17 protein-coding genes are annotated in these 21,519 nt (G+C 65.5%); 11 read left to right on the top strand and 6 right to left on the bottom strand.

Going from position 1 to position 21,519, the window contains the following annotated elements; translation table 11 throughout:
• Nucleotides 1-129 precede the first annotated feature (129 nt).
• Nucleotides 130-1,575: an MmgE/PrpD family protein gene (locus HWX08_RS08890; RefSeq protein ID WP_174920416.1), complete on the top strand. Its 1,446-nt coding sequence runs from the start codon at nt 130-132 to the stop codon at nt 1,573-1,575.
• Complete coding sequence (locus HWX08_RS08885) at nt 1,572-2,150, top strand: DUF2889 domain-containing protein (RefSeq protein WP_174920415.1); 579 nt, start codon at nt 1,572-1,574, stop codon at nt 2,148-2,150. Before HWX08_RS08890 ends, HWX08_RS08885 begins: the two co-directional genes overlap by 4 nt.
• A gap of 259 nt (nt 2,151-2,409) precedes the next feature.
• Here HWX08_RS08885 and HWX08_RS08880 read toward each other — a convergent pair whose 3' ends face one another.
• The 3 genes from HWX08_RS08880 to HWX08_RS08870 all read right to left on the bottom strand — a co-directional run bounded on the left by HWX08_RS08880 (nt 2,410) and on the right by HWX08_RS08870 (nt 7,437).
• A complete protein-coding gene (locus HWX08_RS08880; protein ID WP_174920414.1) occupies nt 2,410-4,032 on the bottom strand; it encodes a GMC family oxidoreductase in 1,623 nt (540 codons plus the stop codon).
• A gap of 13 nt (nt 4,033-4,045) precedes the next feature.
• Nucleotides 4,046-5,332 carry an MFS transporter gene (locus HWX08_RS08875; RefSeq protein WP_174920413.1) on the bottom strand — a complete coding sequence of 429 codons (1,287 nt, stop codon included), beginning with the start codon at nt 5,330-5,332 and terminating at the stop codon, nt 4,046-4,048.
• A 551-nt stretch (nt 5,333-5,883) separates the two neighbouring features.
• Nucleotides 5,884-7,437 (bottom strand): MFS transporter, encoded by a 1,554-nt coding sequence (locus tag HWX08_RS08870; protein ID WP_174920474.1) that lies wholly within the window; start codon nt 7,435-7,437, stop codon nt 5,884-5,886.
• A gap of 722 nt (nt 7,438-8,159) precedes the next feature.
• Between HWX08_RS08870 and HWX08_RS08865 the strand changes: the two genes are divergently transcribed.
• From HWX08_RS08865 to HWX08_RS08855, 3 genes are all read left to right on the top strand, one after another.
• Nucleotides 8,160-9,116 (top strand): AraC family transcriptional regulator, encoded by a 957-nt coding sequence (locus HWX08_RS08865; RefSeq protein ID WP_174920412.1) that lies wholly within the window; start codon nt 8,160-8,162, stop codon nt 9,114-9,116.
• Between the two features lie 415 nt (nt 9,117-9,531).
• Entirely contained in the window at nt 9,532-9,894 is a 363-nt protein-coding gene (locus HWX08_RS08860) for a hypothetical protein (protein ID WP_174920411.1), read from the top strand.
• 52 nt (nt 9,895-9,946) lie between these two features.
• A complete protein-coding gene (locus HWX08_RS08855) occupies nt 9,947-11,191 on the top strand; it encodes an aromatic ring-hydroxylating oxygenase subunit alpha (protein WP_174920410.1) in 1,245 nt (414 codons plus the stop codon).
• A gap of 128 nt (nt 11,192-11,319) precedes the next feature.
• On the opposite strand, the gene HWX08_RS08850 is transcribed toward HWX08_RS08855, so the two are convergent.
• From HWX08_RS08850 to HWX08_RS08840, 3 genes are all read right to left on the bottom strand, one after another.
• The gene (locus tag HWX08_RS08850; RefSeq protein WP_107313403.1) at nt 11,320-12,162 is read right to left on the bottom strand and encodes a formate/nitrite transporter family protein; all 843 of its coding nucleotides are present in this window, start codon (nt 12,160-12,162) and stop codon (nt 11,320-11,322) included.
• 322 nt (nt 12,163-12,484) lie between these two features.
• Complete coding sequence (locus tag HWX08_RS08845) at nt 12,485-13,861, bottom strand: nitrate regulatory protein (RefSeq protein WP_236858301.1); 1,377 nt, start codon at nt 13,859-13,861, stop codon at nt 12,485-12,487.
• Nucleotides 13,862-13,973: 112 nt separating this feature from the next.
• Complete coding sequence (locus tag HWX08_RS08840; RefSeq protein WP_069258348.1) at nt 13,974-15,377, bottom strand: aminotransferase-like domain-containing protein; 1,404 nt, start codon at nt 15,375-15,377, stop codon at nt 13,974-13,976.
• 168 nt (nt 15,378-15,545) lie between these two features.
• Here HWX08_RS08840 and HWX08_RS08835 point away from each other — a divergent pair, with 168 nt between their 5' ends.
• The 6 genes from HWX08_RS08835 (at nt 15,546) to HWX08_RS08810 (ending at nt 21,506) form a co-directional block, all read left to right on the top strand.
• The gene (locus tag HWX08_RS08835) at nt 15,546-15,827 is read left to right on the top strand and encodes a DUF2917 domain-containing protein (protein WP_069258349.1); all 282 of its coding nucleotides are present in this window, start codon (nt 15,546-15,548) and stop codon (nt 15,825-15,827) included.
• Nucleotides 15,828-15,876: 49 nt separating this feature from the next.
• Nucleotides 15,877-16,608, top strand: coding sequence for an AzlC family ABC transporter permease (locus HWX08_RS08830; protein ID WP_199855897.1), 732 nt, complete (start codon nt 15,877-15,879; stop codon nt 16,606-16,608).
• Complete coding sequence (locus HWX08_RS08825) at nt 16,598-16,930, top strand: branched-chain amino acid transporter permease (protein WP_069258351.1); 333 nt, start codon at nt 16,598-16,600, stop codon at nt 16,928-16,930. The genes HWX08_RS08830 and HWX08_RS08825 overlap by 11 nt, the downstream gene beginning before the upstream one ends.
• Before the next feature lie 101 nt (nt 16,931-17,031).
• Nucleotides 17,032-18,030: an SGNH/GDSL hydrolase family protein gene (locus HWX08_RS08820; RefSeq protein ID WP_069258352.1), complete on the top strand. Its 999-nt coding sequence runs from the start codon at nt 17,032-17,034 to the stop codon at nt 18,028-18,030.
• Between the two features lie 183 nt (nt 18,031-18,213).
• Nucleotides 18,214-20,427, top strand: a complete 2,214-nt coding sequence (locus HWX08_RS08815; RefSeq protein ID WP_174920409.1) for an iron-containing redox enzyme family protein — start codon at nt 18,214-18,216, stop codon at nt 20,425-20,427.
• Between the two features lie 35 nt (nt 20,428-20,462).
• Complete coding sequence (locus tag HWX08_RS08810; protein WP_174920408.1) at nt 20,463-21,506, top strand: inosamine-phosphate amidinotransferase 1; 1,044 nt, start codon at nt 20,463-20,465, stop codon at nt 21,504-21,506.
• Nucleotides 21,507-21,519 lie beyond the last annotated feature (13 nt).

Below are 21,519 nucleotides of genomic sequence, written 5' to 3'. Positions count from 1 at the left end.
CGTGCGCTGCCTGCGCGACGCTGCGCGCTGACATCGACGAAACGTTCACACGGCGTGCGTATCGCGGCCGCACGCTGCGATGTCGCAGCGTGCGTCGACGGGCAGGCGCGTCACGACAGGAGACGGACCATGCACTTTCCCGACGGCGCCGGTGAACCGGCATCCACGCCGACGGACGTCACCGCGGCGATCGCCGCGCATGTCGCGCGCGTGGCGAACGGGCGCTCGACCGATGCCGATACGCAAGCGCTGCGCCGGCTTTTTCTCGACAACTTCATCGTCTCGCTGTGGGGCGTGACCCGGCCGTGGACCGGCCAGATCGCGCGCTGGTCGCGTCGTTTCGCCGGCACGGGTGCAAGTCCGGTGCTCGGCGCCGACTGGACGGCCGATGCGTCCGTTGCCGCACTGGTGCATGGCACGGCGTCTCACAGCTACGAACTCGACGATACGCATAACGAGACGCTGAGCCATCCCGGCGCGGCCGTCATTCCCGCGGCGCTGGCCGTGGCAGCCGACATCGGTGCGTCGCAGGCGATGCTGTTCCGTGCGGTGGCGGCAGGATACGAAGCGATGGCGCTGGTTGGCGCGGCAGCGGGCGGCATGGAAACCGTGCATCGCGGCTTTCATCCCACGGCGATTTTCGGCACGTTCGGCGCGGCTACCGCATGTGTGGCGTTGCATGCATACCGGGACGACGCGCCGGTCACGCCGGACTCGCTGATCCGTGCCTGGGGACATGCCTTGTCGCAGGCGAGCGGCTCGATGCAGTTCTCGGCGGAGGCGTCGGGCGGAGAGGTCAAGCGGGTTCATGCGGGTATCGCGGCACGCAATGGCGTGCTCGCCGCGGAATTCGCGCGGATGGATGCGGTAACGGCACCGCAGCGGGTCGTCGAAGGCACCTACGGGCTCGCGGCGCTGTTCGGCGGCCCGCTGCGGGCGGTGGAGCTGAACGGCGCGCTGCAGATCCATTCGATCAGCCTCAAGCCTTACGCGTGCTGCCGCCTGTTCCACTCGACGATCGACGCGCTGGCCGAACTGACCGACAACTTTGCGATGCGGACCGACGACATCCGCGAGATCGTGATCAGCGGCCCCCGGCTCATCGCGGATCAGCACATGCTCGCGCGGCCCGAGTCGGCGATGGCCGCCCAATACAGTTGCCCTTATATCGTCGGCGCGACGCTGAGCTATGGGCCTTACCGTTACGACGCGTACGACGACACGTTCCTCGACGATCCGCAGATCCGGCGCATCGCGCAGCGTGTGCGTTTCGAAGCCAGCGATGCGCTGACGCAGTATTACCCGACCCGCTTCGCGACCGGCGCCCGGATCGTGCGCGATGGCGGCACCGCGCATTCCAGCGTTGTCATCGACAGCGTCGGCACGCCCGCCAGGCCGTTGACGCTCGACCAGATCATCGCGAAAGGCGACGGCCTGGCGTCGCATGGCGTGCATGCGTCGGCGGCCGGACAATATGCCGAGCTCATCCGTGACGAGCGCAGCGATGGCCGGGTGCTCGCGCACGCGCTGGCGAATGTTTCGCGCGAAATCGATGCAAACAGGAGTGCGGGATGAGCGGTCACGCTAACGCTGCTGCCACGGAACACGTCACGCGCGAGCCGCTGCACGCCCGGCACATTTCATTCGAGGGGTTCAGGCGAAGCGACGGCCTCTTTGAAATCGAAGGCCATCTGACGGACCGGAAATCGCACGATTTCGCACCGCCGAGCGGCGCGCGCGTGGTGCCGGCGAACGAGCCGATTCACGATCTCGGCCTGCGCGTCGTGTTCGATCTCGACATGGTCATCCACGCGGTCGGCACCTTCATCCGCGCGTATCCATACCGCGAATGCCCGGGCGGCGGCGCGTCGCTGCAAGCGCTGGTCGGACTGCGCATCGGTGCAGGCTGGAGCGGCGAGGTGCGCAAGCGCCTGCCGCCCGGCGACACCTGCACGCACTTGCGCGAAATCCTGATTCCGCTCGCAACCGCTGCCATCCAGACCGTCAACCCGCTGCGCTCGCAAGCCTTGCTCGACGCGACCGATGCCGGCGGGACACCGCTCAAGATCGACAGTTGCTACGCATACGGTGCGTCGCGCGAACTCGTCCTGCAGCGCTGGCCGACGTTTCACCGGCCGGACAAGCGCTAGTCGATATGCGCGTCGGCGCATGATCCGCATGCGTCGAGCCAATTCGCGACGAGCAGCGTGTCGCAACCGCTACGGCTGATCGCCGGAAACGAAGCCGGCTCGCTGTGGTTCAGTCGGTAAATCTTCGATACGGCCGCGAGCGCGGACAAGAAACTGTCCGCGATCCAGGGCGGCACGCACATGTCGCGCTACGACGCGCCGGCGCAGATGCCCGCAGCGGTGTCGAAGCTTGGCGCCGTTCTTTGGCAAGCACCGGTAATCACGCGGGCACCGCGCGGGCGGACATCGCATCCGCTCGGATCAGGTCCGCGGCCTTTTCGCCGATCATGATGCAGGCCGCGTTGGTATTGCCGGCGACGATCTTCGGCATGATGGACGCGTCGGCGACGCGCAGCCGGCCGACGCCGCGGACGCGCAGCCGCGGATCGACGACGGCCTGTGCATCGACACCCATCCGGCATGTGCCGACCTGGTGCCAGCCGCTGTTGCCGTGAGTCTTGAGATGCGCGAGCCACTGTTCGTCGGTCGTGATGGACGCTCCCGGTACGCGCTCCTCGATGATCCGCGACGCGAGCGGGGCAGTGTTCGCGATGCGCCGCATCAGCCGCAAACCCGCGATCGAGCGCCGGATGTCGCCCGGATCGCTCAGGTAATTCGGGTGAAACGCGGGCGCCTGCAACGGGTCGGGCGACTTCAGTTCCATATGGCCGCGCGAATCGGGCGTCAGCAGGACGACCGACGCGCCGATGGCCGGGAAATCGTCGACGACCGGCTCGCCGGACGCCGCGAACTTGAACGTCATCGGGCTCACCGTCAGTTGGAGATCCGCTTCCGGGCGTTCCGGCTCGCTGCGCGCGTAGGCCGTCACGGGTGCCGCGCCGAGCGCGAGATAGCCGCTGCGGGTCAGCAGATAACGCATGCCTTCCAGATACTTGCGTAGCCCGCGCAGCCGGTGGTTATACGAGCTGTCCGGCGTGACGCGCCATGCGAGCGAGCCGAACCAGTGATCCTGCAGGTCGCGGCCTACGCCGGGGGAATCAATCGTCGCCGCGATCCCGTGCCGATGCAGGGCCGCGGCGTCGCCGATGCCGGACAGCATCAGCAACTGCGGCGATGCGAGCGCGCCGCCCGACAGGATCACTTCGCGCGCAGCGGCGATGTGCCGCCGCTCGCCGCGATCCAATACCTCGATGCCGGTGGCCTGGCCGGCTTCCAGAACCACGCGCATCACCCGCACGCCGGTGCGCACCGTCAGGTTGCGACGATGGCGCACCGGTTCGATGAATGCGTTGTAGGACGTGTGGCGGCGCCCGTCGCGGATCGTGTATTGCCGATAGGCGACGCCTTCGTGCGGCGGCCCGTTCAGATCCGCGCTGCGGCGAATGCCGGCCTGCTGCGCGGCGGCGATGAAATCGTCGGCGCTCGGATGCGAGATCGCCGCGTCGCTGACATGCAGCGGCCCCTGTCCGCCGTGATGGTCGTTTGCGCCACGCTGGTTCGTTTCCGAGCGGATGAAATACGGCAGCACGTCCGCCCAGCTCCATCCGTCGTTGCCGAGCGCGGCCCAATGGTCGAAATCGCTCGGCTGGCCGCGCATGTAGATCATCCCGTTGATCGAACTGCTGCCGCCGAGGCCCTTGCCGCGCGGCCAGTACACCGTCCGGCCGCCTAGCGTCGGCACGGGCTCGGTATCGAACGCCCAGTTGAACCGCTTGTCCATGAACAGCTTGCCCGCGCCGGCGGGCATGCGCACCCAGAAGTTGTTCATGTCCGGGCCGGCTTCGACGAGCAGTACCCGCACCGCGGGGTCCTCGGACAGGCGGCTCGCCACCACGCAGCCCGACGAGCCTGCGCCTACCACGATGTAGTCGTATGTTTCCATCGAACGGGCGACCTTATTCCGATTTCGGGATCAGCGGCACGACCGTTGCCGCGATGATGGCGGGGATGGCAAACGCGTAGAAATTCCAGTGCATGCCGAGGTTGGCGCCGACGATCCAGCCACCGATCATCGGCCCGAGGATCGACCCGAAGCGCCCGACGGCCTGTGCGCCGCCCAGCGCCGATCCTCGGCACGAGGTCGGGAAGTGTGCGGCGATATACCCGTAGATCAGGCTGCTCGTGCCGATCGAGCCCAGCCCGGCGCCGAACACGGCGAGCATCAGCCACGTGGAGCCGAGCTTCTGGCTCAGCACGATCAGCGACACGCCGCCGATCACGAGAAACGGAAACATCACGCGTCGCGAGCCGAGGCGATCGGCCAGCCACGCGCCGCCGAGCATGCCCACGACCGCGCCGAACTGCATCACCAGCAGGAACTGCAGCGACGAGCCGAGCGGATACCCGGCCGCTCGCATCAACTGCGGCAGCCACGCATTGAGCCCGTAGATGATCAGTTGCACGCAGAAGGTCATGAACGCGAGCAGCAGCGCGGTGGCGCGGAACTCGCGGGAGAGCACCAGCCGGTAGCCGCTTGCCGCCTGCGCGGTGCCTGGCGACGCGCGCTGGGCATCCTTGTCGCGCAGGATCTGGTCGAGATCGAGCGAATAGCGGGCCGCGAGCGCGCGCGCTTCGACCATGCGACCACGCTCGACCAGGAAATCCACCGACTCGGGAAGCAGGAAATACATGACCGGCATGAGCAGCGCGTAGAACGCGCCGAGCGCATACAACGTGCGCCAGCCGTGCTCGTGAAGCAACGCGATGGCGAGCAACGCGCTGACGATGCCGCCTACCGAGTAGCCGGTCAGCGTGAGCGCGTTGTAGAGCTGGCGGCGCCCCTTGGGCGCGTACTCCACCGACAGCGCCACGGCGGACGGCACCACGCCGCCCATGCCGATCCCGGTGACGAAGCGGGCCGCGCCCAGGAACGTGGGGGAGGTCGCAAATGCGCAGACGACCGACCCGACGGAGAACCACAGCACGCCCACCATGAGCAGACGGCGCCGGCCGATGCGATCGGTCAGCGGGCCGGCCACCGCGAGGCCGACCATCAGCCCGACCAGCGTCCAGCTGCCGATCAGGCCGGCGGTGGCAGGGCTCAGATGCCAGCCGGGCTCTGCCAGAAGATGTGGAACGGTTGCGCCGTAGACGATGAGATCGTAGCCATCGGCCACGAGCGTCAGAAAGCATAGAAGAATGATGAAAAGACTGCTGCGGACCGGCTGCGTTGCTTGATTCATGTCGTCTCCATACCTTTGTTGTATATGTGTTGCCGGGCGAATAATTCAGGATTCCGTAGTCATGGCGATCGTGCTTGCCACACCGCGGATGCCCGGCCGATCAATTCCGGGTGCGTCCCGGATTCTTCTTGTGCGTCGAGTCAGGTCACGCCCGAGCGGCGGACCTGGAGTGTGCGTGCACATCGCGGGTGATTGCCGACACTGCGTTCCGGTCATGAAGATGAGCGGCCGGAACGGGCGATGCCTGCCATGCGATCCAATGCTGCTGTCGTCCCGTACCGATGCCCGTATACCGGGTTCGCCTCGGCTGCCCGTGTCGGACAGCGTAAAAGCACGCCGGCGGCAAACCAATTGAGTTTTTGCGAAGCCTCGGTTCGGAGGGATCGAATCCGGCGCGCATGCGCCGGCAGATGTCTCTGCAGACGAAAGCCGTGCACCGGGCGTCCGCATGTGCGAGCGTGTTATCCCGCCAATCTGGCTTGGCGAGCTCGGGAATTCCTGCGGTCTCGTGTGTAGGGTGCAGGCCAGGTGCATTGGCGATCCGCATCCGGTTACCTGATCTGCCGCTGCACCGAGGCGATCACGCCGCCTGCGAGCGCGATCCCTGCAATCATCTCGAAGCCGTCCAGCACGCTCAGGAAGCTGGCCTGGTGTGCGGCCATACTCGCCAGTCGACCCAGCGACAGGCTGCGCGCCGCGCCTTCGCCCAATCCCTGCGCCTCGAACGCATGCGTCATCGTTTCGAGCGCGTTCTGGAACACCGGGTTATACGGGCTTGCGAATTCGACGAGACGCGTATGATGCAGCGCCGTGCGATGCTGATCCACGATAATGAACGTCGCGGTGGACAGCGAGTAAGCCATCTGCTTGACGACATTCTTGAAGCGGTAACCGTGCGTGAATTCGTCGTTCGAGAAAATCTGAAACGCTGCGCTCGCCGTCGGCAGTGCGATGAACATCAGCAGAAAGCCGCGCAACACCAGCGGCGGCAGCAGCCAGCCCACGCTGACGTCGGGAGGCAGGTTGAGCATCCAGACACTGATCGTGGCTGCCATGACGAAGCCCGGTACGATCAGCCATTTGCGCCTGATGAGGCGCGAGTACTTGAAATACGCGATCGCCATCGGTATCGCCGCGAGCGAAGTCAGCCCGACGATGCGGCCGGTATTTTCCACCGGGTAGCCCAGCCCGCCTTGCAGCAACCGCGACACCAGAAAGCCGATCGCATTGCTGATGAAGTAATAGAAGGCATAGAGCACGATACCTTGCCGGAAAGGCCCTTCGCGCAGCGCATTCAGGCGAACCAGCGGGCGTGGATCGTGCCACTGGTGCCACGCAAACCAGCCGATCGCGGTCAGCCCCGCGACGGTGGCCAGCGGCATCAGGGGCGTGGTGCTGAACACTTCGAAGCGCAATTGCTGCGCGACGATCTGCAGCGCACCCAGTGCGATGGCGAACACCAGATAGGGCCACAGATGAGTGGCGCTGCGCCGCTCGACCGGGCGCCTGCCGATGTGCGGCACCACGAGGAATGCAAACACCGATAGTGCGGCCCCACCCACCGTCGAGCACATGAACAGCGCGCGCCAGTCGAAGCATGCAACGAGATAACCGCCTGCCATCGGCGCGAGTGCGCTCGCGAGCAGGATCATGATCAGGAAGATGCGCGTGGCCGGTGCGCGATCCTGCGGCGTGAAACCGATTTGCAGCATGATGCGGCAGGTGCCGAGCATCGGTCCGATGAAATAGCCCTGAAAGCCGCGCGCCGTGGCGAGCGCAAGCGACGATTCGCTGAGCGACGCGATCAGCGCGCCCGCCGCGAACATCAGCAGGCAGCCGCTCAGGTAGCGCCGGAAGCCGAGGCGCTCGATCAGCCACTGCTGTTGCACGATGCCGAGCACGGAGGCAGTCGCATAGGCGGTCGACGACCACACCAGCTCGTCCGGCGACGCATTGATGCCGCCCGCGATAACGCTCGTAAAGAACGAGAAGATCGTGTTGTCGAAGTAGTCGATGCCGACAGCCAGCGCGATCGCCCACGGCAGCAGATCGCTGCGTAAATGTCTGAGCGTGAATACGCGGGCGCGGGCGGGCGTGATTTTCATGACGCCGCCACCTCGGGCACGTGCGTCGACGGCACTTGCCCGCGCGCGAATCCGGCCGGAGGCAGGGCGCGCATGGGGAACGTGGCGTAGCCGGGGCTGAGAGAGTGGCCGCAAAGTGTCATCGACTACCGATTGTCCAGGGTATCCTCGCCGAACGACGGTGAAGACGCGTGCAACGCATGTCAACGGGATGGCAGTCCTCGCAGTGCATTCCGCAAGGCGCTATGTCGAAGCCGATTATTCCCGGTGTCGCTGGTCGACGATAAGGGCTAACGGGCGTTCATTCCGTGCTTTGAAATCAATGCACGGGATTTCCACACGGCTTCGTCGGAGCGGCGGCTCCGACAAACTTCATGCCGGGTATGCGAAAGCGGTCCAATCCGGCACGCTACTGATGCGCGGGCGCTTTTCCGGCCGGATTTGTGCGATGAGCCGGGCAAGCCGATATGTGACACAGTAAGATCGGGGTTATCGCGCAAAAAGTCGCACGACGAACGCGCACGGGCGGATGCGCCCATTGGCATGATGCTTTTGGTCGGTGCATCGGGCATGGCACCCGTCGCCCGATCGGTTCGCGCGCAACGTTTCCGCCACGGTATGAGAGTGGGCACCGCGGGATGACCGCGGTAGCGCTCCGCTACGACGCCGTGGTATCGATATCGACTGTCGGCATCGGTCCTCATTGAGGATGACGTCGATCAACGACTGCAATCCGGATATCCATGGATCCGCTTTCGGACGTTCTTTCACTATTAAAACCGTGCAACCGGCTTTATGCGTCGTTCGACACGGGCGGTACGTGGTCCCTATTCTTTCCGCCATACAACGGCATCAAGTTCGCAGCCGTTCTGCAAGGCGAATGCTGGGGAAGCGTCGATGGCATGGCAGAACCCGTCCGGCTGGAAGAGGGCGACTGTTTCCTGCTGAACCGAGGCAGCGGAATCGTGCTGTCGGCCGATCCGTCCCTGCCGCCGCAAGACTCGTCGGCCGTTCTGGAAGCCATCGAACGTGACGGGATCGCCATCCATAACGGTGGTGGCGATGTCCTTCTGATAGGCGCGTTCTTCTCGTTTCCCGATGATCACGCGGCGATGCTGCTCGACGCACTTCCGCCGTTCTTCAGTTTTCCACGCACGACCCGTCAAGCGGATATCCTGCGCTGGTTGCTCGATCAGTTGAAATCGGAATTGCATGCGTCGCTGCCGGGCGGCACGCTGGTGTCGAATCATCTTCTGCACCTCATGCTGGTGCAGATGCTACGGCTTCATCTAGCCACGTCACCCTCCGATTTTCCCGTCGGATTGTTCGTCGCACTGTCGGATCGACAGCTTCGAACAGCGATTGACGCAATGCATGCCGATCCTGGCCGTCGGTGGTCGCTCGACGCACTCGCGCGGATCGCCGGACTCTCGCGCACGATTTTCGCGCGTCGGTTCAGAGAAACCGTCGGCGAAACGCCGATGGGCTACCTGATGCGATGGCGCATGCTCACGGCGATGGATCGATTGCGCCATACGAGCGAAAGCGTCGCATCGATTGCATTTGCGCTCGGTTACCAGTCGGAAAGTGCATTCTGCACCGCGTTCAAGCGAACGACGTCCTGCTCCCCTGTCCAGTATCGACGCCAGCCGCCGACGGTCGACGACGACACGCGTCACGTGCCTGGACGTCACCGCTAGAGGGTGCACTAGAACCGGACATACGCCCGCTCGGCGGTCGACAGGCTTCGACCGCCGAATCCCGGCATGCGCTGCCGCACTGCGACGATCGCGTTTCGGTCTTCCCGTCGGTCGGCCGTCGATCGAACGGTTCCGGAAATCCGTACGCGCTATAAACAAATTCGGACGCTTTCGAAATACCCGCTCACTCACCGCCGAATACTATCTACCCGAGTGCCGTCGATCCCAACCGGACCCGACGGCACCGAATGCCCGCCGACAGGTACGTCGCCTCGTCACATTTATTCGCATTGCAAATTATTTGAATCGTCACGCAATGACGCTTCATCGTAATGCGTATGGCGCGGCCTGATCCGCTTACAGAAAAAACAGAATCTGCGTCACCGTCCGACGCAGAGACATCCGGAGGAGCAAGATGACTGAAGCAGTATCCGATGAGTCTGGCCGTCTGCCGCAGGGTTTCGAGGATCTCGAGCCGTTTCTCGCACAGTGGAGCGCGCCGACATCCCATGAACGATGGATCAACCGCGCAGCGATGCCTTACGCGGAGATCGTGACGTTCTATGAAGCGATGTCCGCGCAGGCGGAGGAGGCGACCGTCCATCTCGAGCAGTTTCCGCTCGATGACATGCCGGCGCCCGAGCAGAACCTGTTCCGCCTGCTGCTCGCGATGTGCCACGCCGCGATCGCCGTGGAGATGCACGGGGCGCCGGGTATCCGACATGCGCCGCCCGTTCACGCATTGACGATTACGACCGGTTTTCAGCCGCACGGCTGAGCACGTGTCGATTCGATTAAGACCCCGTCCTTCACCCCTTTCAGGAGCTGGCATGAACCACCCTGGCGAACTCGAACCGAGCTTGACCGAATCCGTCGGACTGTCGACGAAACCGATGCCCGTGTCGCTGTATACCGACCCGGCCCAATACGAGACCGAGCGCGAGCGCATTTTCCGTCGTGCGTGGTTGATGGTGGGTCGCGTCGAGCGCATTCCGAAGCCGGGCGATTTCTTCGTGAAGGAACTCGCGATCTTCAACGCCTCCGTCATCATCGCGCGCTCGGACGACGGCGAGATCCGCGCATTTCACAACGTGTGCGCGCACCGCGCGAACATCGTCGAACATCGTCCGAACGGAAATGCGAAACGCTTCGTTTGCCGCTATCACAGCTGGGGCTACAACAATGCGGGCGCACTCGCGCACGTGCCCGACGAAGCCGGGTTCTTCAACCTGGACAAGAAGAAATGCGGGTTGACGCCGGTGGCGGTCGAGCAGTGGGACGGCTGGATCTTCATCAACATGGCGCCGGCGCCGGAAGTCGGCCTGAAGGAATTCCTGGGACCGGCGGCGGACACGCTCGCGGGCATCGCCTATCAGAATCCGGATCATCCGATCGTGCTGCGCGGTGAATTCAGGGCGAACTGGAAGGCGGTGGCCGAGAACTTCAGCGAGGCCTACCACATCGCGTCGATTCACCCGAAGACGCTGGGTCCGGTCTACACCGGGCAACCGAATCCGTTCAGCCGTCCGATCAGTGCGAATCTCTACGGTGCGCACCGCTCGATGTCGCTGTGGCTGAACACCGGCAGCCAGCCGTCGGAGCAGGCGAAAGTGATGCGCTGGCTGTTCTCCGCCGGACAGACGGTGACCGGCACGCGAAAGGGCAACGAGATCAACCCGGTCGTCGAGCACCAGGCCGTCAACCCGACCAAGCACACCGAGTGGTCGAGCGATGTGAACTGGTTTTTCCCGAACTGGCATCTGCAGATTTCGGCGAACCAGTTCTGGACGCACGAGTTCTGGCCGACCTCGGCGAATACGACTGTCTGGGAAGCACGCTTCTACAACCGGAAAGCGACGACCGTACGCGAGCGCCTCCAGCTCGAGCATTTCACGTCGCACATCGCCGACACGATGCTCGAGGATCTCGGCAACATCGAAAGCATGCAAGCCGGCATGGAGTCAGGCGCAAAATCGTTCGTGTACTTCAACGAAAGCGAGATCCTGTGCCGACACGGTCTCGAGCAGGTCGTCAAGTGGTCCGCTGCAGAGACTGTGCGGGACGCACTCGCGTAAGTGACAGCGCGTGCGCGGCGGCGGCAACTGCTCGCCGCGCACCCGCCGCGAGCAGAGGGCGATGCGCATTCCGGGCCGGCGCCCGGTGCTGCGCATCCAGTTTTTTCAAGGCCGCTGAAGCGCGCCGATCACGCCTTGCGCGCAACGACCCCCACCGGCGCGGCGGGCACGCGTTTCGGCGCGGTCTTGTAGTGCGTGCTGTACAGCGCCGCGCCGACGAACAGCAGCCCGCCGACCAGGTTGCCGAGCACGGTCGGGATCTCGTTCCACAGCAGGTAGTCGACGATCGTGAAGTGGGCGCCGAGCATCAGGCCGGACGGGAACAGGAACATGTTCACGACCGAGTGCTCGAAGCCCATGTAGAAGAACACGAGGATCGGCATCCACATCGCGATCACCTTGCCCGGCACGGACGTCGACATCATCGCGGCGACCACGCCGGTCGACACCATCCAGTTGCACATCACGCCGCGCACGAACAGCGTGAGCATGCCGGCCGCGCCATGGGCCGCATAGCCGAGCGTGCGTGCTTCGCCGATGCCGCCGATCTTCTGTCCGATCGCGTTCGGCGCCTCCGAAAAGCCGAACGTGAAGATGATCGCCATGAACAGCGCGACCGTCAGCGCGCCCGCGAAATTGCCGAAGAACACCAGCGTCCAGTTGCGGAACACGCCGCCCCAGGTCGCGCCGGGCCGGCGGTCGATCACCGCGAGCGGCGCGAGCGTGAAGACGCCGGTGAGCAGGTCGAAGCCGAGCAGGTACAGCATGCAGAAGCCGACCGGAAACAGCAGCGAACCGGCCAGCGCGTTGCCGGTATTGATCGTGATGCTGACCGCGAAAGCGGCCGCGAGTGCGAGGATCGCTCCCGCCATATAGGCGCGAATCAGGGTATCGCGGGTCGACATCGACAGTTTCGATTCACCGGCGTCGACCATCTTGGTGACGAACTCGTTGGGCGTGAGGTAGGCCATGGTGTGCGCTCGCAAAGTTGGACGGGCAAAAAAAATCCGCGCCGGGCACTCGCTCGACGTGCGGGTACCCGGCGCGGACGCTGTTATCCACGTGATCGTCCGCCATGGTTCGACATGGCGCGACCGTCAGGCCGCCATTAGCCTGACGATCGTGTTGTTCGCAACTTTCATACCAGTGACGAGGAAATCGCGGGGCAGGCCGGCCGGGCGCGCCATTCCGGGCAGCGGCCGCCGCGAAACGACCGCGGCGCATCGCACTCGTGCGGTGCAATCGCGCCTCCCGCCCGCGCCGCGCGCGCTATCGCGGTGCGGCGGGTTCCGTTCAGGTCGTGCCGCGCCGCGACCGTCGCCGCGCGGCAGGCCGTGCGTGCTCGTCGACGAATCGCTCGGGCGACGTCAGCGCGTCTTCCGCGATATCGGCAAGCGGACGATTGCCGTCCATCGACGCCTTCTGCAGCATTCGGTACGCTTCGTCTTCCCGCAGGTTGTAGCGCGTCATCAGCGTGTTTTTCGCGCGCTGCACGAGCTTGCGCTCGTAAAGGGCGCGGCGCGCGGCGTCGAGTTCGACCTCCGCGCCGGCCAGTCGCGCCGATTGCGATTCCAGCAGCGACTTGAGGCTGGCGAGCGTCGACGGATCGGCGCCGGACAGGCGCTCCGGCGGTTCGTGAACCGCCGCGCGCGACGTCGGCGGCTCGCCGGCGAAGAAATGGGCGAGCGCCTGGATATGCGGCGGCGGATTGTTTCGCAACTGCGCCATCAGGCGCTCGGAATCGCGCAGCGTACGGCGTGCGTCGTCGATTCGCGCGTCGCAGGTTTCACGCACCTGCAGCGTCAGCGCGATCTGGAGGTGCCAGAGATCGTCGATGCGGGCGCTCGCCGCGTCGAACCACGCTTCGCTCAGGCCGGCATCGAGCGCATCGCCGGCCTGCGCCGTGCACAGTACGCGTCGCAGCTTCTCGAGCGCTACCTCGTGTTGCTCCGTCATCCGCGTTTCGCGCCATGCGTTTTGCGCGGCGCTCGCAAAGTTGGCGAACACCTCGAGGCTGCGCTCCTGCGCCGCAATCAGATACAGCAGCCGCTGCTGCTGGTCCGCCGAAAACGTGCCTGCCGCGAACATATGGGCGCCGACTGCGCGTTCCTGTCCCGCTTCCTCCTTGCCTTCGACGACATGGACGAGCGCGATCAGCATGCGCGCCACCGACGGGTCCGCCGCGCTGTCGGCAAGCTGGAAAATCAGTTCCACGAGGCCGCCGATCACGGTGCTGAACGCCTGGACGGAATCCGGCGCGGAGAGCGTGATGCGCTCGATCCGTTCGCGCAGCACGTCCAGCGATTCCAGGTCGAGCAGCACCCAGGCGATCAGCGACAGCAGGCGTGACGTCGAGCCGCGCGACGGCGTCAGTTCCAGATCCAGGCGTTCGCGCAGCTGCGCGACGAGCGGCGCCGATTCGTCGCGCGCGGCCGCGCGTTCCGCGGCGAAACGCCGGCCGAGCGACGCCAGATAGATGCTGGTCGCGCCGCGTTCGCGCTGCAGCGCGTGGATCAGGCGGCCGAGCAGGTCGATCAGCTCGATCTGCTCGGCCACGCGGCGCAGCGCCGCGATTTCCTGCTGCTTGGCGAACAGCGCGAATTGCAGGGCGGTGGCGGACATGGTGGCGTTGAGCGGCGGTAGAGGCTGAACGCAGTGTAGTGCGGACAATAAATGGCGTTGTCGCGCGCCACAGCTTCGGAGCCCGCCGACACGTCGCCGCGGTTCGATCGCAGACACTTGCAGCGATGCGGCTTGCACTCAGGCAAGCACCCCCGTCACGTCACCGCGCGAGCCGGGGCGCCGCGTTGATGAACGGCTCCGCCAGCAGGTCGCTTGCCGCCGCCACGTTGAGCCGGACCCACGGCGTCGTTTCGCCGTTCGGACGGTAGTCACGCCCCGGCGCGAGATCGAGCCCGAACGTGCGCGCGGCTTCGCAGAGCCGCGCCGAATCCTCCACGCCGGGCACGCATGCCCAGACGAACATGCCGCCGCTCGGCTGTTCGTACACTTCCCAGCCCGCCTGCCGCAACCGCGCAACCGTGTTGGCCGACGCCTGCGCGAGACGCCTGCGCAGCCGCTCCAGGTGCTTGCGGTGCGTACCGCGTTCGAGCAGCAACGCGACGATGCTTTCCGCGATGCGCGCGCCGCCCATGCTGGTGAGCGCCTTCAGGTCGACGAGCGACTTGATCAGGTCGGGCCGCGCAGCCAGGTAGCCGATCCGCAGCGACGACGACAGCGACTTCGAAAAGCCGCCGAGGTAGATCACGCGTTCGAGCTGGTCGAGCGTCGCGAGCCGCTGGGAAGGGGCCGCTTCGAAGTCCGCGTAGACGTCGTCCTCGACGAACGTGAAATCGTGCTGGTGCGCGAGCTGCAGCAGCCGGAACATGACCTGCGGCGTAATGCTCGTCGCGGTCGGGTTGTGGAACACGGTATTGACGAAGAACAGCTTCGGACGGTGTTCGCGCAGCAGCGCCTCGGCCATTTCGACGTCTGGCCCCGTGGCGCGGCGCGGCACGCCGACGAGCTTCACGCCGTGCAGCTTCAGCAGGCCGAACAGGTTGAAGTAGCCCGGGTCCTCGACGAACACCGTGTCGCCCGGTTTCAGCATCAGGCGCACGATCAGGTCGAGCGCCTGGCTCGCGCTGTGCGTGACGACGATCTGCTGCGGCTGCGCGTCGATGCCGAGCGGCGCGAGGTGCCGGCTCAGATGCTGCCGCAGCAGCGGATCGCCCTGCGGTTGCGCATAGTCGACGAGGTTCGCCGCGTCGCTGCGCACCACGTGACGCGTGGCTTGCGCGATGCCGTCGACGTCGCGCCACGCGGCCGGCATGAAGCCGCTCGACAGTTTGACGCGATCGTCGCTCGACGCGAACTGGCCGAGGATGTGGCTCGATTCCTCCTCGGCGACCCGCGGATCCGCGCCGCCGGCGAGCGCATGAGTATCGAACCGGTCGGTCACATAGAAGCCGGAACCGTGACGGGGTCGGATCAGCCCGCGCGCGGCGAGCAGATCGTATGCCTCGACGACGGGAAAGCGGCTGATCTGCTGGTCGGCCGCCATCTTGCGGATCGACGGCAGTTTTACGCCGCTGCGCAAATGCCGCGAGCGGATCATCTGTTCGAGCTGACAGGCCAACTGCTCGGTCAGCGGAACGCCTGCCGTCGTATCGAGCGCAAGTTTCATTCGACCCCACCGTGGGTAAGTGCACGCAAAGTGTTCAGTAAAACCACAGAACACTTTGCGGGTGATTGTTCGGGTTTGTTCATTCCATCGGACGCATTCTAGCCGAATAATCGCCGCCGTAAGACCTTCAGAAAGGCGGCGATCGCGCCGAGCGGCAAGGAGGACCAAATGCGGGAAATCCGGCTGTTCCAACTTGAAGAAGACGGCACGCCCACGCGCTGGGATGCGTGGACGCGGCAAACGCTGGTGGTGCGTCGCGGCATGGTGTGGGTGACGGTGCCGGACGTGCTGAGGGATTTCTGGCTGCGCGAGAACGAGCGATTCGATCTCGCCGCGCATTCGACGATCTGGGTGAGCGGGATCGGCGGGAGCGAGATCGCGATCGCGGAGGAGCGGCCGGTGCGTGCGCAGACCGGCTCGCGGCTGCGCATGCTGTTGTGGGGGCGATGACGGCGGACGCGCGCGGCGGCCGCCGGTAACCGATGGGGAGTCGGAAAGCGTGAGTGTCGAGTCGCAGCCGTTCGTGATGGCGCTGCCGAAGTCAGAGCAGCTCTATCAATCGTTCCGACTGTCGATCCCGGTGGCGATGGCGTACGTGCCGCTCGGGATCGCATTCGGCGTGTTCCTCGTGACCAGCGGGGTGCAGTGGTACTGGGCGCCGCTATCGGCGCTGATGATCTTCGCGGGCTCGATCGAGTTCCTCGCGGTGAGCCTGATGGTGTCCGGGATGACGCTGCCGCAGGTCGCGCTGACCGCGCTGATCGTCAATTTCCGTCACGTGTTCTACGGGCTGTCGTTTCCGTACACCCGGCTGCACACAGTGCCGCAGCGACTGTACGGCGTCTTCGCGCTGACCGACGAGACCTATGCGATCACGTCGGCGGGCGAAGGGGCGACGCTCAACGGCTTCCAGATCACCGCGTTGCAGGTCATCAGCCATGTGTGGTGGGTCGGCGGCGCGCTGCTCGGCTCGCTCACGGGCCTCGCGATCCCGAGCAGCGTCAAGGGCTTCGGTTTTGCGCTGACGTCGATGTTCGTGATCCTCGCGGTCGACGCGGTGCGCACGAAGGGCACCGCGCGGCTGATCGGCGCCGCGGCGGTCGCGAGCGCGGCCGCCTTCGCGAGCGAGAAATGGCTTTACCACGAATCGTTCCTGTTCGCCGGTCTGCTGGTTTATCTCGCGATATTGACTTTGCTTTATATTTTCGGAGCAAAAGATCGTGACGAATGATTGGCGTGCATTTTCCGTAATAATCACCATTTCTGTTGTCACAATTGGTTTGCGTTATGCGCCGATTTTGTTGGTGAAACGACTTGAAAAAAACGGATACCTCCGATATCTTGGCGAAAGCATGCCGCCGGGTGTCATGATCCTGCTGGTGCTGTATACGCTTAAAGACAAGGACATTAGCCATTATCCGTATTGCCTGCCCGATCTGGCGGCGCTTGCGCTGTCCGTGCTGGTTTACTGGAAATCCAGGAACGGCCTGCTGGCGATCGCCGCCGGGCTCGTGCCTTATATATTGGCCGTGAATTTCCTTGTCGCCAATTGATTGAAATCGATTTTCAAAAGATCCACTTGCGCTCGATGTGGATTTAAAGAATCATGGGCCGTCGCTTAATAAATAAGAAATAATATCTGAGAGAGATAGCAATGAGTGCACGCGAGGAACTGACGCCGCAAATGGCGGATTACGAGAAGAAATTCACCGACGGTGGAGAGGTCCGTTGGTTGCCGTATCTGATGTATTTCCATCCCGCGGAGCATCGCTCGCCGGTCGTCAACACCGACGCGAGCGGATTCCGCTACTCGGAGCGCGGCGGCGTGCGCTACTCGGTCGCCGATCACGCGGGCATCCATTCCGCGCGATTGCTCGCCGGCAGCTCGACGGTGTTCGGCATCGGCGCGAGCGCCGATCGCTGGACGCTGTCGTCGCGGCTGTCGGAGAACGACCGTCGCGGCGCGCCGTGGCTGAACTTCGGTGGACGCAGTTTCAACTCCACCCAGGAGCTGATCCTGTTCACGCTGTATCGCCACCTGTTGCCGAAGGTCGAGGAAATCGTGCTGTTTTCCGGCTTCAACAATCTGGGCCTCGCGCGGCAGCCGAGCCAGAACCGGCTTGAGCACGGTGCATTCTTCAACTGCAACCAGTTCTTCGATGCGTTCCGTCCGGAACCGGCCGGTCGCCGCAAGGGGCTGTCGCTGTTCGGCCGCGGTGAGGTCGAAGAGCCGGTCGAGCCGCCGCCGTCGCTCGACGCGCAGATCGATTACGCCGCCGATCTCACGCTGCGTCATCTGGATGCGTGGCGTGCGCTCGCGGCGGATCTGGGCGCGAAGCTCACCTTCATCCTGCAGCCGCTTGCCGGATGGATTCGTCCGAAGGGCTGCGCACAGGAGGAAGCGCTGTTCGCCGAGCTCGACCGCGCGGGCCGTTTCAGCGACGTGTACGGCGACATCCTGACGCGCGACGCGTGCAACGCGTACGCGGCGAAATTGAGCGACGGCGCGTCGAAGCTCGGCGTGAAGTTCGTCAACATCACCCCGTTCATCGCGGAGGCGCTGAAGCCCGACCAGTGGCTGTTCGTCGACCGCATCCATTTCACCGACCAGGGGCATGACTTCGTCTCGAAGCTCATTCTCGACGTCATCTGAAGGAGCAGACCATGAATGTGTTCAAGCGACTCTTCTCCCGGCTCGGTCAACTGTTCGGCAAGAAAAAGAAGAAGGCCGATTCGTCGATCTACCCGATGTTCTGATTCCGGCACGCGTGTCGCGTGACGAGCAGGTGGCTGCACGGGCAGCCGCCCGGATTGCTGCATTCTTCAGAGGCCCGACATGTGGCGTGAGACCTATCGACTGGCGACCGATCCGGAAGCCTTTCTCGACGACCGGCGTATTCGCGCGCGGCTCGCGGGAACGACCGCCGTCGAACCCGGCCGGCGTGCGCAGGCATTTTCCGCACAGGTCGACGAGATCGTCGCGTGGCGCGACTCGCGGCGCGACGGTTGGCAGCAGCTCGCGAACGATGCGCATCGCACCGGCGGCGGCGCGGCGTTCGCCAGCGCGATCCTCGTGCAATCGGCGCCGCTCGCGTCGGTGCTCGGCGCGTGGCTGCAAGGCATGAGCGCGCCCGGCGTGTTCGAGGACGACGCACATCTGCGCATCATGGCGCTGCATGCGGGCGAGGTCGGCGTCGGCCGGCCGGAAGCGTCGCGCTACGACCGGTTCAAGGCGCTGTTGCGCGAGGCCGCGCTCGCCGATGTCGCGCTCGAGCCGTTCGAGCTGTCGACGGTTGCGTCGATCGACGACGAAGCGTTCCGCCTGCCGGCGCTGCTGCTGGCGATGAGCCGCCGTTCGGACGCGTTCGGCCCGGAACTCGCGGCCGTCGATCTCGCGTTTCGCTCGATCGGCCTCATGCCCTGCTGGGCCGCGCTCGGCACCGTGCCGGCGCACGCATTCGACGTGCGGGCGCTCGATCTGCGCACGCCCGTCGGGCGGGTGGAAGGGCTCGACGCGCCCGCCCAGTCGCGCTGGGTGGTCGAACAGTATGCGGCGCACGACACCGCGGCGCGCGAGCGCATCGAGCACACGCTCACATGGACGTTCGATGCGCTGCGCGCTTGGGATGCGTTCGTCGAAGCCGCGGCCGCCCGCGTGGCATCGCCGCGGCTGGCGATGGCGCGGCTGATGCAGCAGCGTGCGCGCGAGGCGATGGTCTATCACCACGAGTACAAGCTCGGCGGGCGTGTGCTGTCCGAGTGGTTCAAGGACGCGCTGCGCGACCCGGAGCCGCTGGTCGACATGCTCGCGAAAAGCCGCCTCGTCGTGCCCGGCCACGCGGAGCGCAGCCCGCTGGTCACGACGCTGATCGGCCCGGGCGGACGGATGTTCCGCGTATTCAGCGACGACGATCTCGCGATCATCCGCCGCTGGATCGATGCGCTGGCCGACGCACCGGCGGCGATCGCGGCCGCACCGCGCGCGGCGGCGGCCGAACCGCGGCCGGTACCCAAGACGGCACCGGAGACGGAACCGGCGCTGTCGCTGGCCGTCGACGACACGACGCTCGGCAGCGCGCCGTCGAGCCTGCGCGAACTGTATTTCGTGCTGCAGGGCCGGGCGCTCGCGCCGCGCACGCGGCAACTCGCCGAGCGCTATGTGCGCGACTGGCTCGCGCGCGCCGCGCGCTCGCTGCACCGCGCCAACCGCGGGCTGCCCGCGACGTGGCACGTGGGGGCGTTGCGGGCATGGCTGCTCGACCAGCACGACCGGCACGGGCGCGAATTCGAGCAGAGCGATCCGGCCAGCCTGCCGTCGCGCGAGGAGGTCATCGATTCCACGCTGCAGCTAGCGCCGCTCACGCTGATCGACGGCTCGTGGCTGCAGGGGTTCAGCGACTGGCGGCTCGCCGCGTCGCAGGTCGGCTTCGCGCTGTTCCAGACCTACTGGGACGAGCTCGGTAACGGCCTGTACGCGTTGAATCACCCGAAGATCTATCGCGACGGGCTGCGCGAGATGGGCATCGAACTGCCGCCGACCGGCAGTCGCGCATTCGCGCACGATCCGCGCTTTCGCGACGAGTCGTTCCGCCTGCCGGTCTACTGGCTGTGCCTCGGCAAGTTACCGCGCACGTTCATGCCGGAGATCCTCGGGATGAACCTCGCGATGGAACTGTCGGGGGTGGGCGGCAGCTACCGGAGCGCGCGGCGCTTCCTGCGCCACTACGGCTTCGGCACGGCGTTCGTCGATCTGCACAACACGATCGACAACGTGTCGACCGGCCATTCCGCGTGGGCGGTCGACGCGATCGACGCGTACATGCGCCAGGCGGCCGCGCAGGGCGCGGGCGCCGACGTGACGGCCGCGAGCTGGGAGCGGGTTCGAATCGGCTACGAATCGCTCGCGCCGTTGCCCGATCGCCGGGAGCGCTGGTTCGGCAAGCTCGGCGCGCGGCGCTGGACCCGCGTCGCGCCGGGCACCGGCGGCGCGTCGTCTGTGTCGTCCGCGTCGGACCTGTTTCACCATGCGCCGGTTGCGCGGCCCGCATGAGCGGCGCGCCGACCGACCACCTTCGAGGCCGTGTAATGTCACTTGTCAACGTACACAACGAATGGGACCCGCTGGAGGAGATGATCGTCGGGATCGCGGACGGCGCGCAGGTGCCGCGCCCCGACCCGGGCCTCTACGCGCTCGACTATGCCGAGCATCACGCGCGCGCCGACGAGATTCCTTCGGGCCCGTATCCGGACCAGGTGCGTGCGGAAGCGGCGGAAGACCTCGACGCGTTCGCCGCATTCCTGCGCGGGCAAGGAGTGACGGTGCGCCGCCCGGAGACGACCGATCACACGGCGACGTTCGGCACGCCCGACTGGCACACGGACGGCGAGTACAACTACTGTCCGCGCGATGTGCTGCTGCCGATCGGCAACACGATCATCGAGGCGCCGATGGCATTGCGCAGCCGCTATTTCGAGTCGCACGCGTACCGCTCGCACCTGCTCGACTATTTCGCGAGCGGCGCGCAGTGGATCGCTGCGCCGCGTCCGCGGCTGCGCGACGCGACGTACCGTGCGAACCCGGCCGACGGCCAGATCCTGGCGAACCTCGAGCCGGTGTTCGACGCGGCGAACGTGATCCGGATGGGCCGCGACCTCCTGTACCTCGTGTCGAGGAGCGGCAATCGCCTCGGCCTCGAATGGCTGCAGCGCACGCTGGGCGACGGCTATCGTGTGCACGCGATCGAGGGGCTGTACGACGGCACCCACATCGACACGACGATCACGCTCGTGCGACCCGGCCTCGTCGTGCTGAATCCCGAGCGCATCACGCGCGCGCAGGTGCCGGAGATCTTCCGCAACTGGGAGGTGATCTGGTGTCCGGAAATGGTCGATACGGGCTACTGCTGGTCGTATCCGCGCGCGTCGATCTGGCAGGGGATGAATTTCATCATGGTCAACCCGTCGCTCGCGGTCGTGAACGATCGGCAACTGCCGCTGATCCGCGCGCTGGAGAAGCATCGCGTCGACGTGGCGCCGCTGAGCATGCGTCATGCACGCAGCCTGAGCGGCGGGTTCCACTGCGTGTCGGTGGACGTCCGCCGGCGCGGCAGCCTCGAAGACTACCGCTGAACGGAGCCGCACC

The organism is Burkholderia metallica (genome assembly GCF_902832845.1).
Taxonomy (GTDB): domain Bacteria; phylum Pseudomonadota; class Gammaproteobacteria; order Burkholderiales; family Burkholderiaceae; genus Burkholderia; species Burkholderia metallica.
The sequence above is the reverse complement of the archived record's forward strand: the minus strand, read 5'-3'. Positions and strand labels throughout refer to the sequence as shown.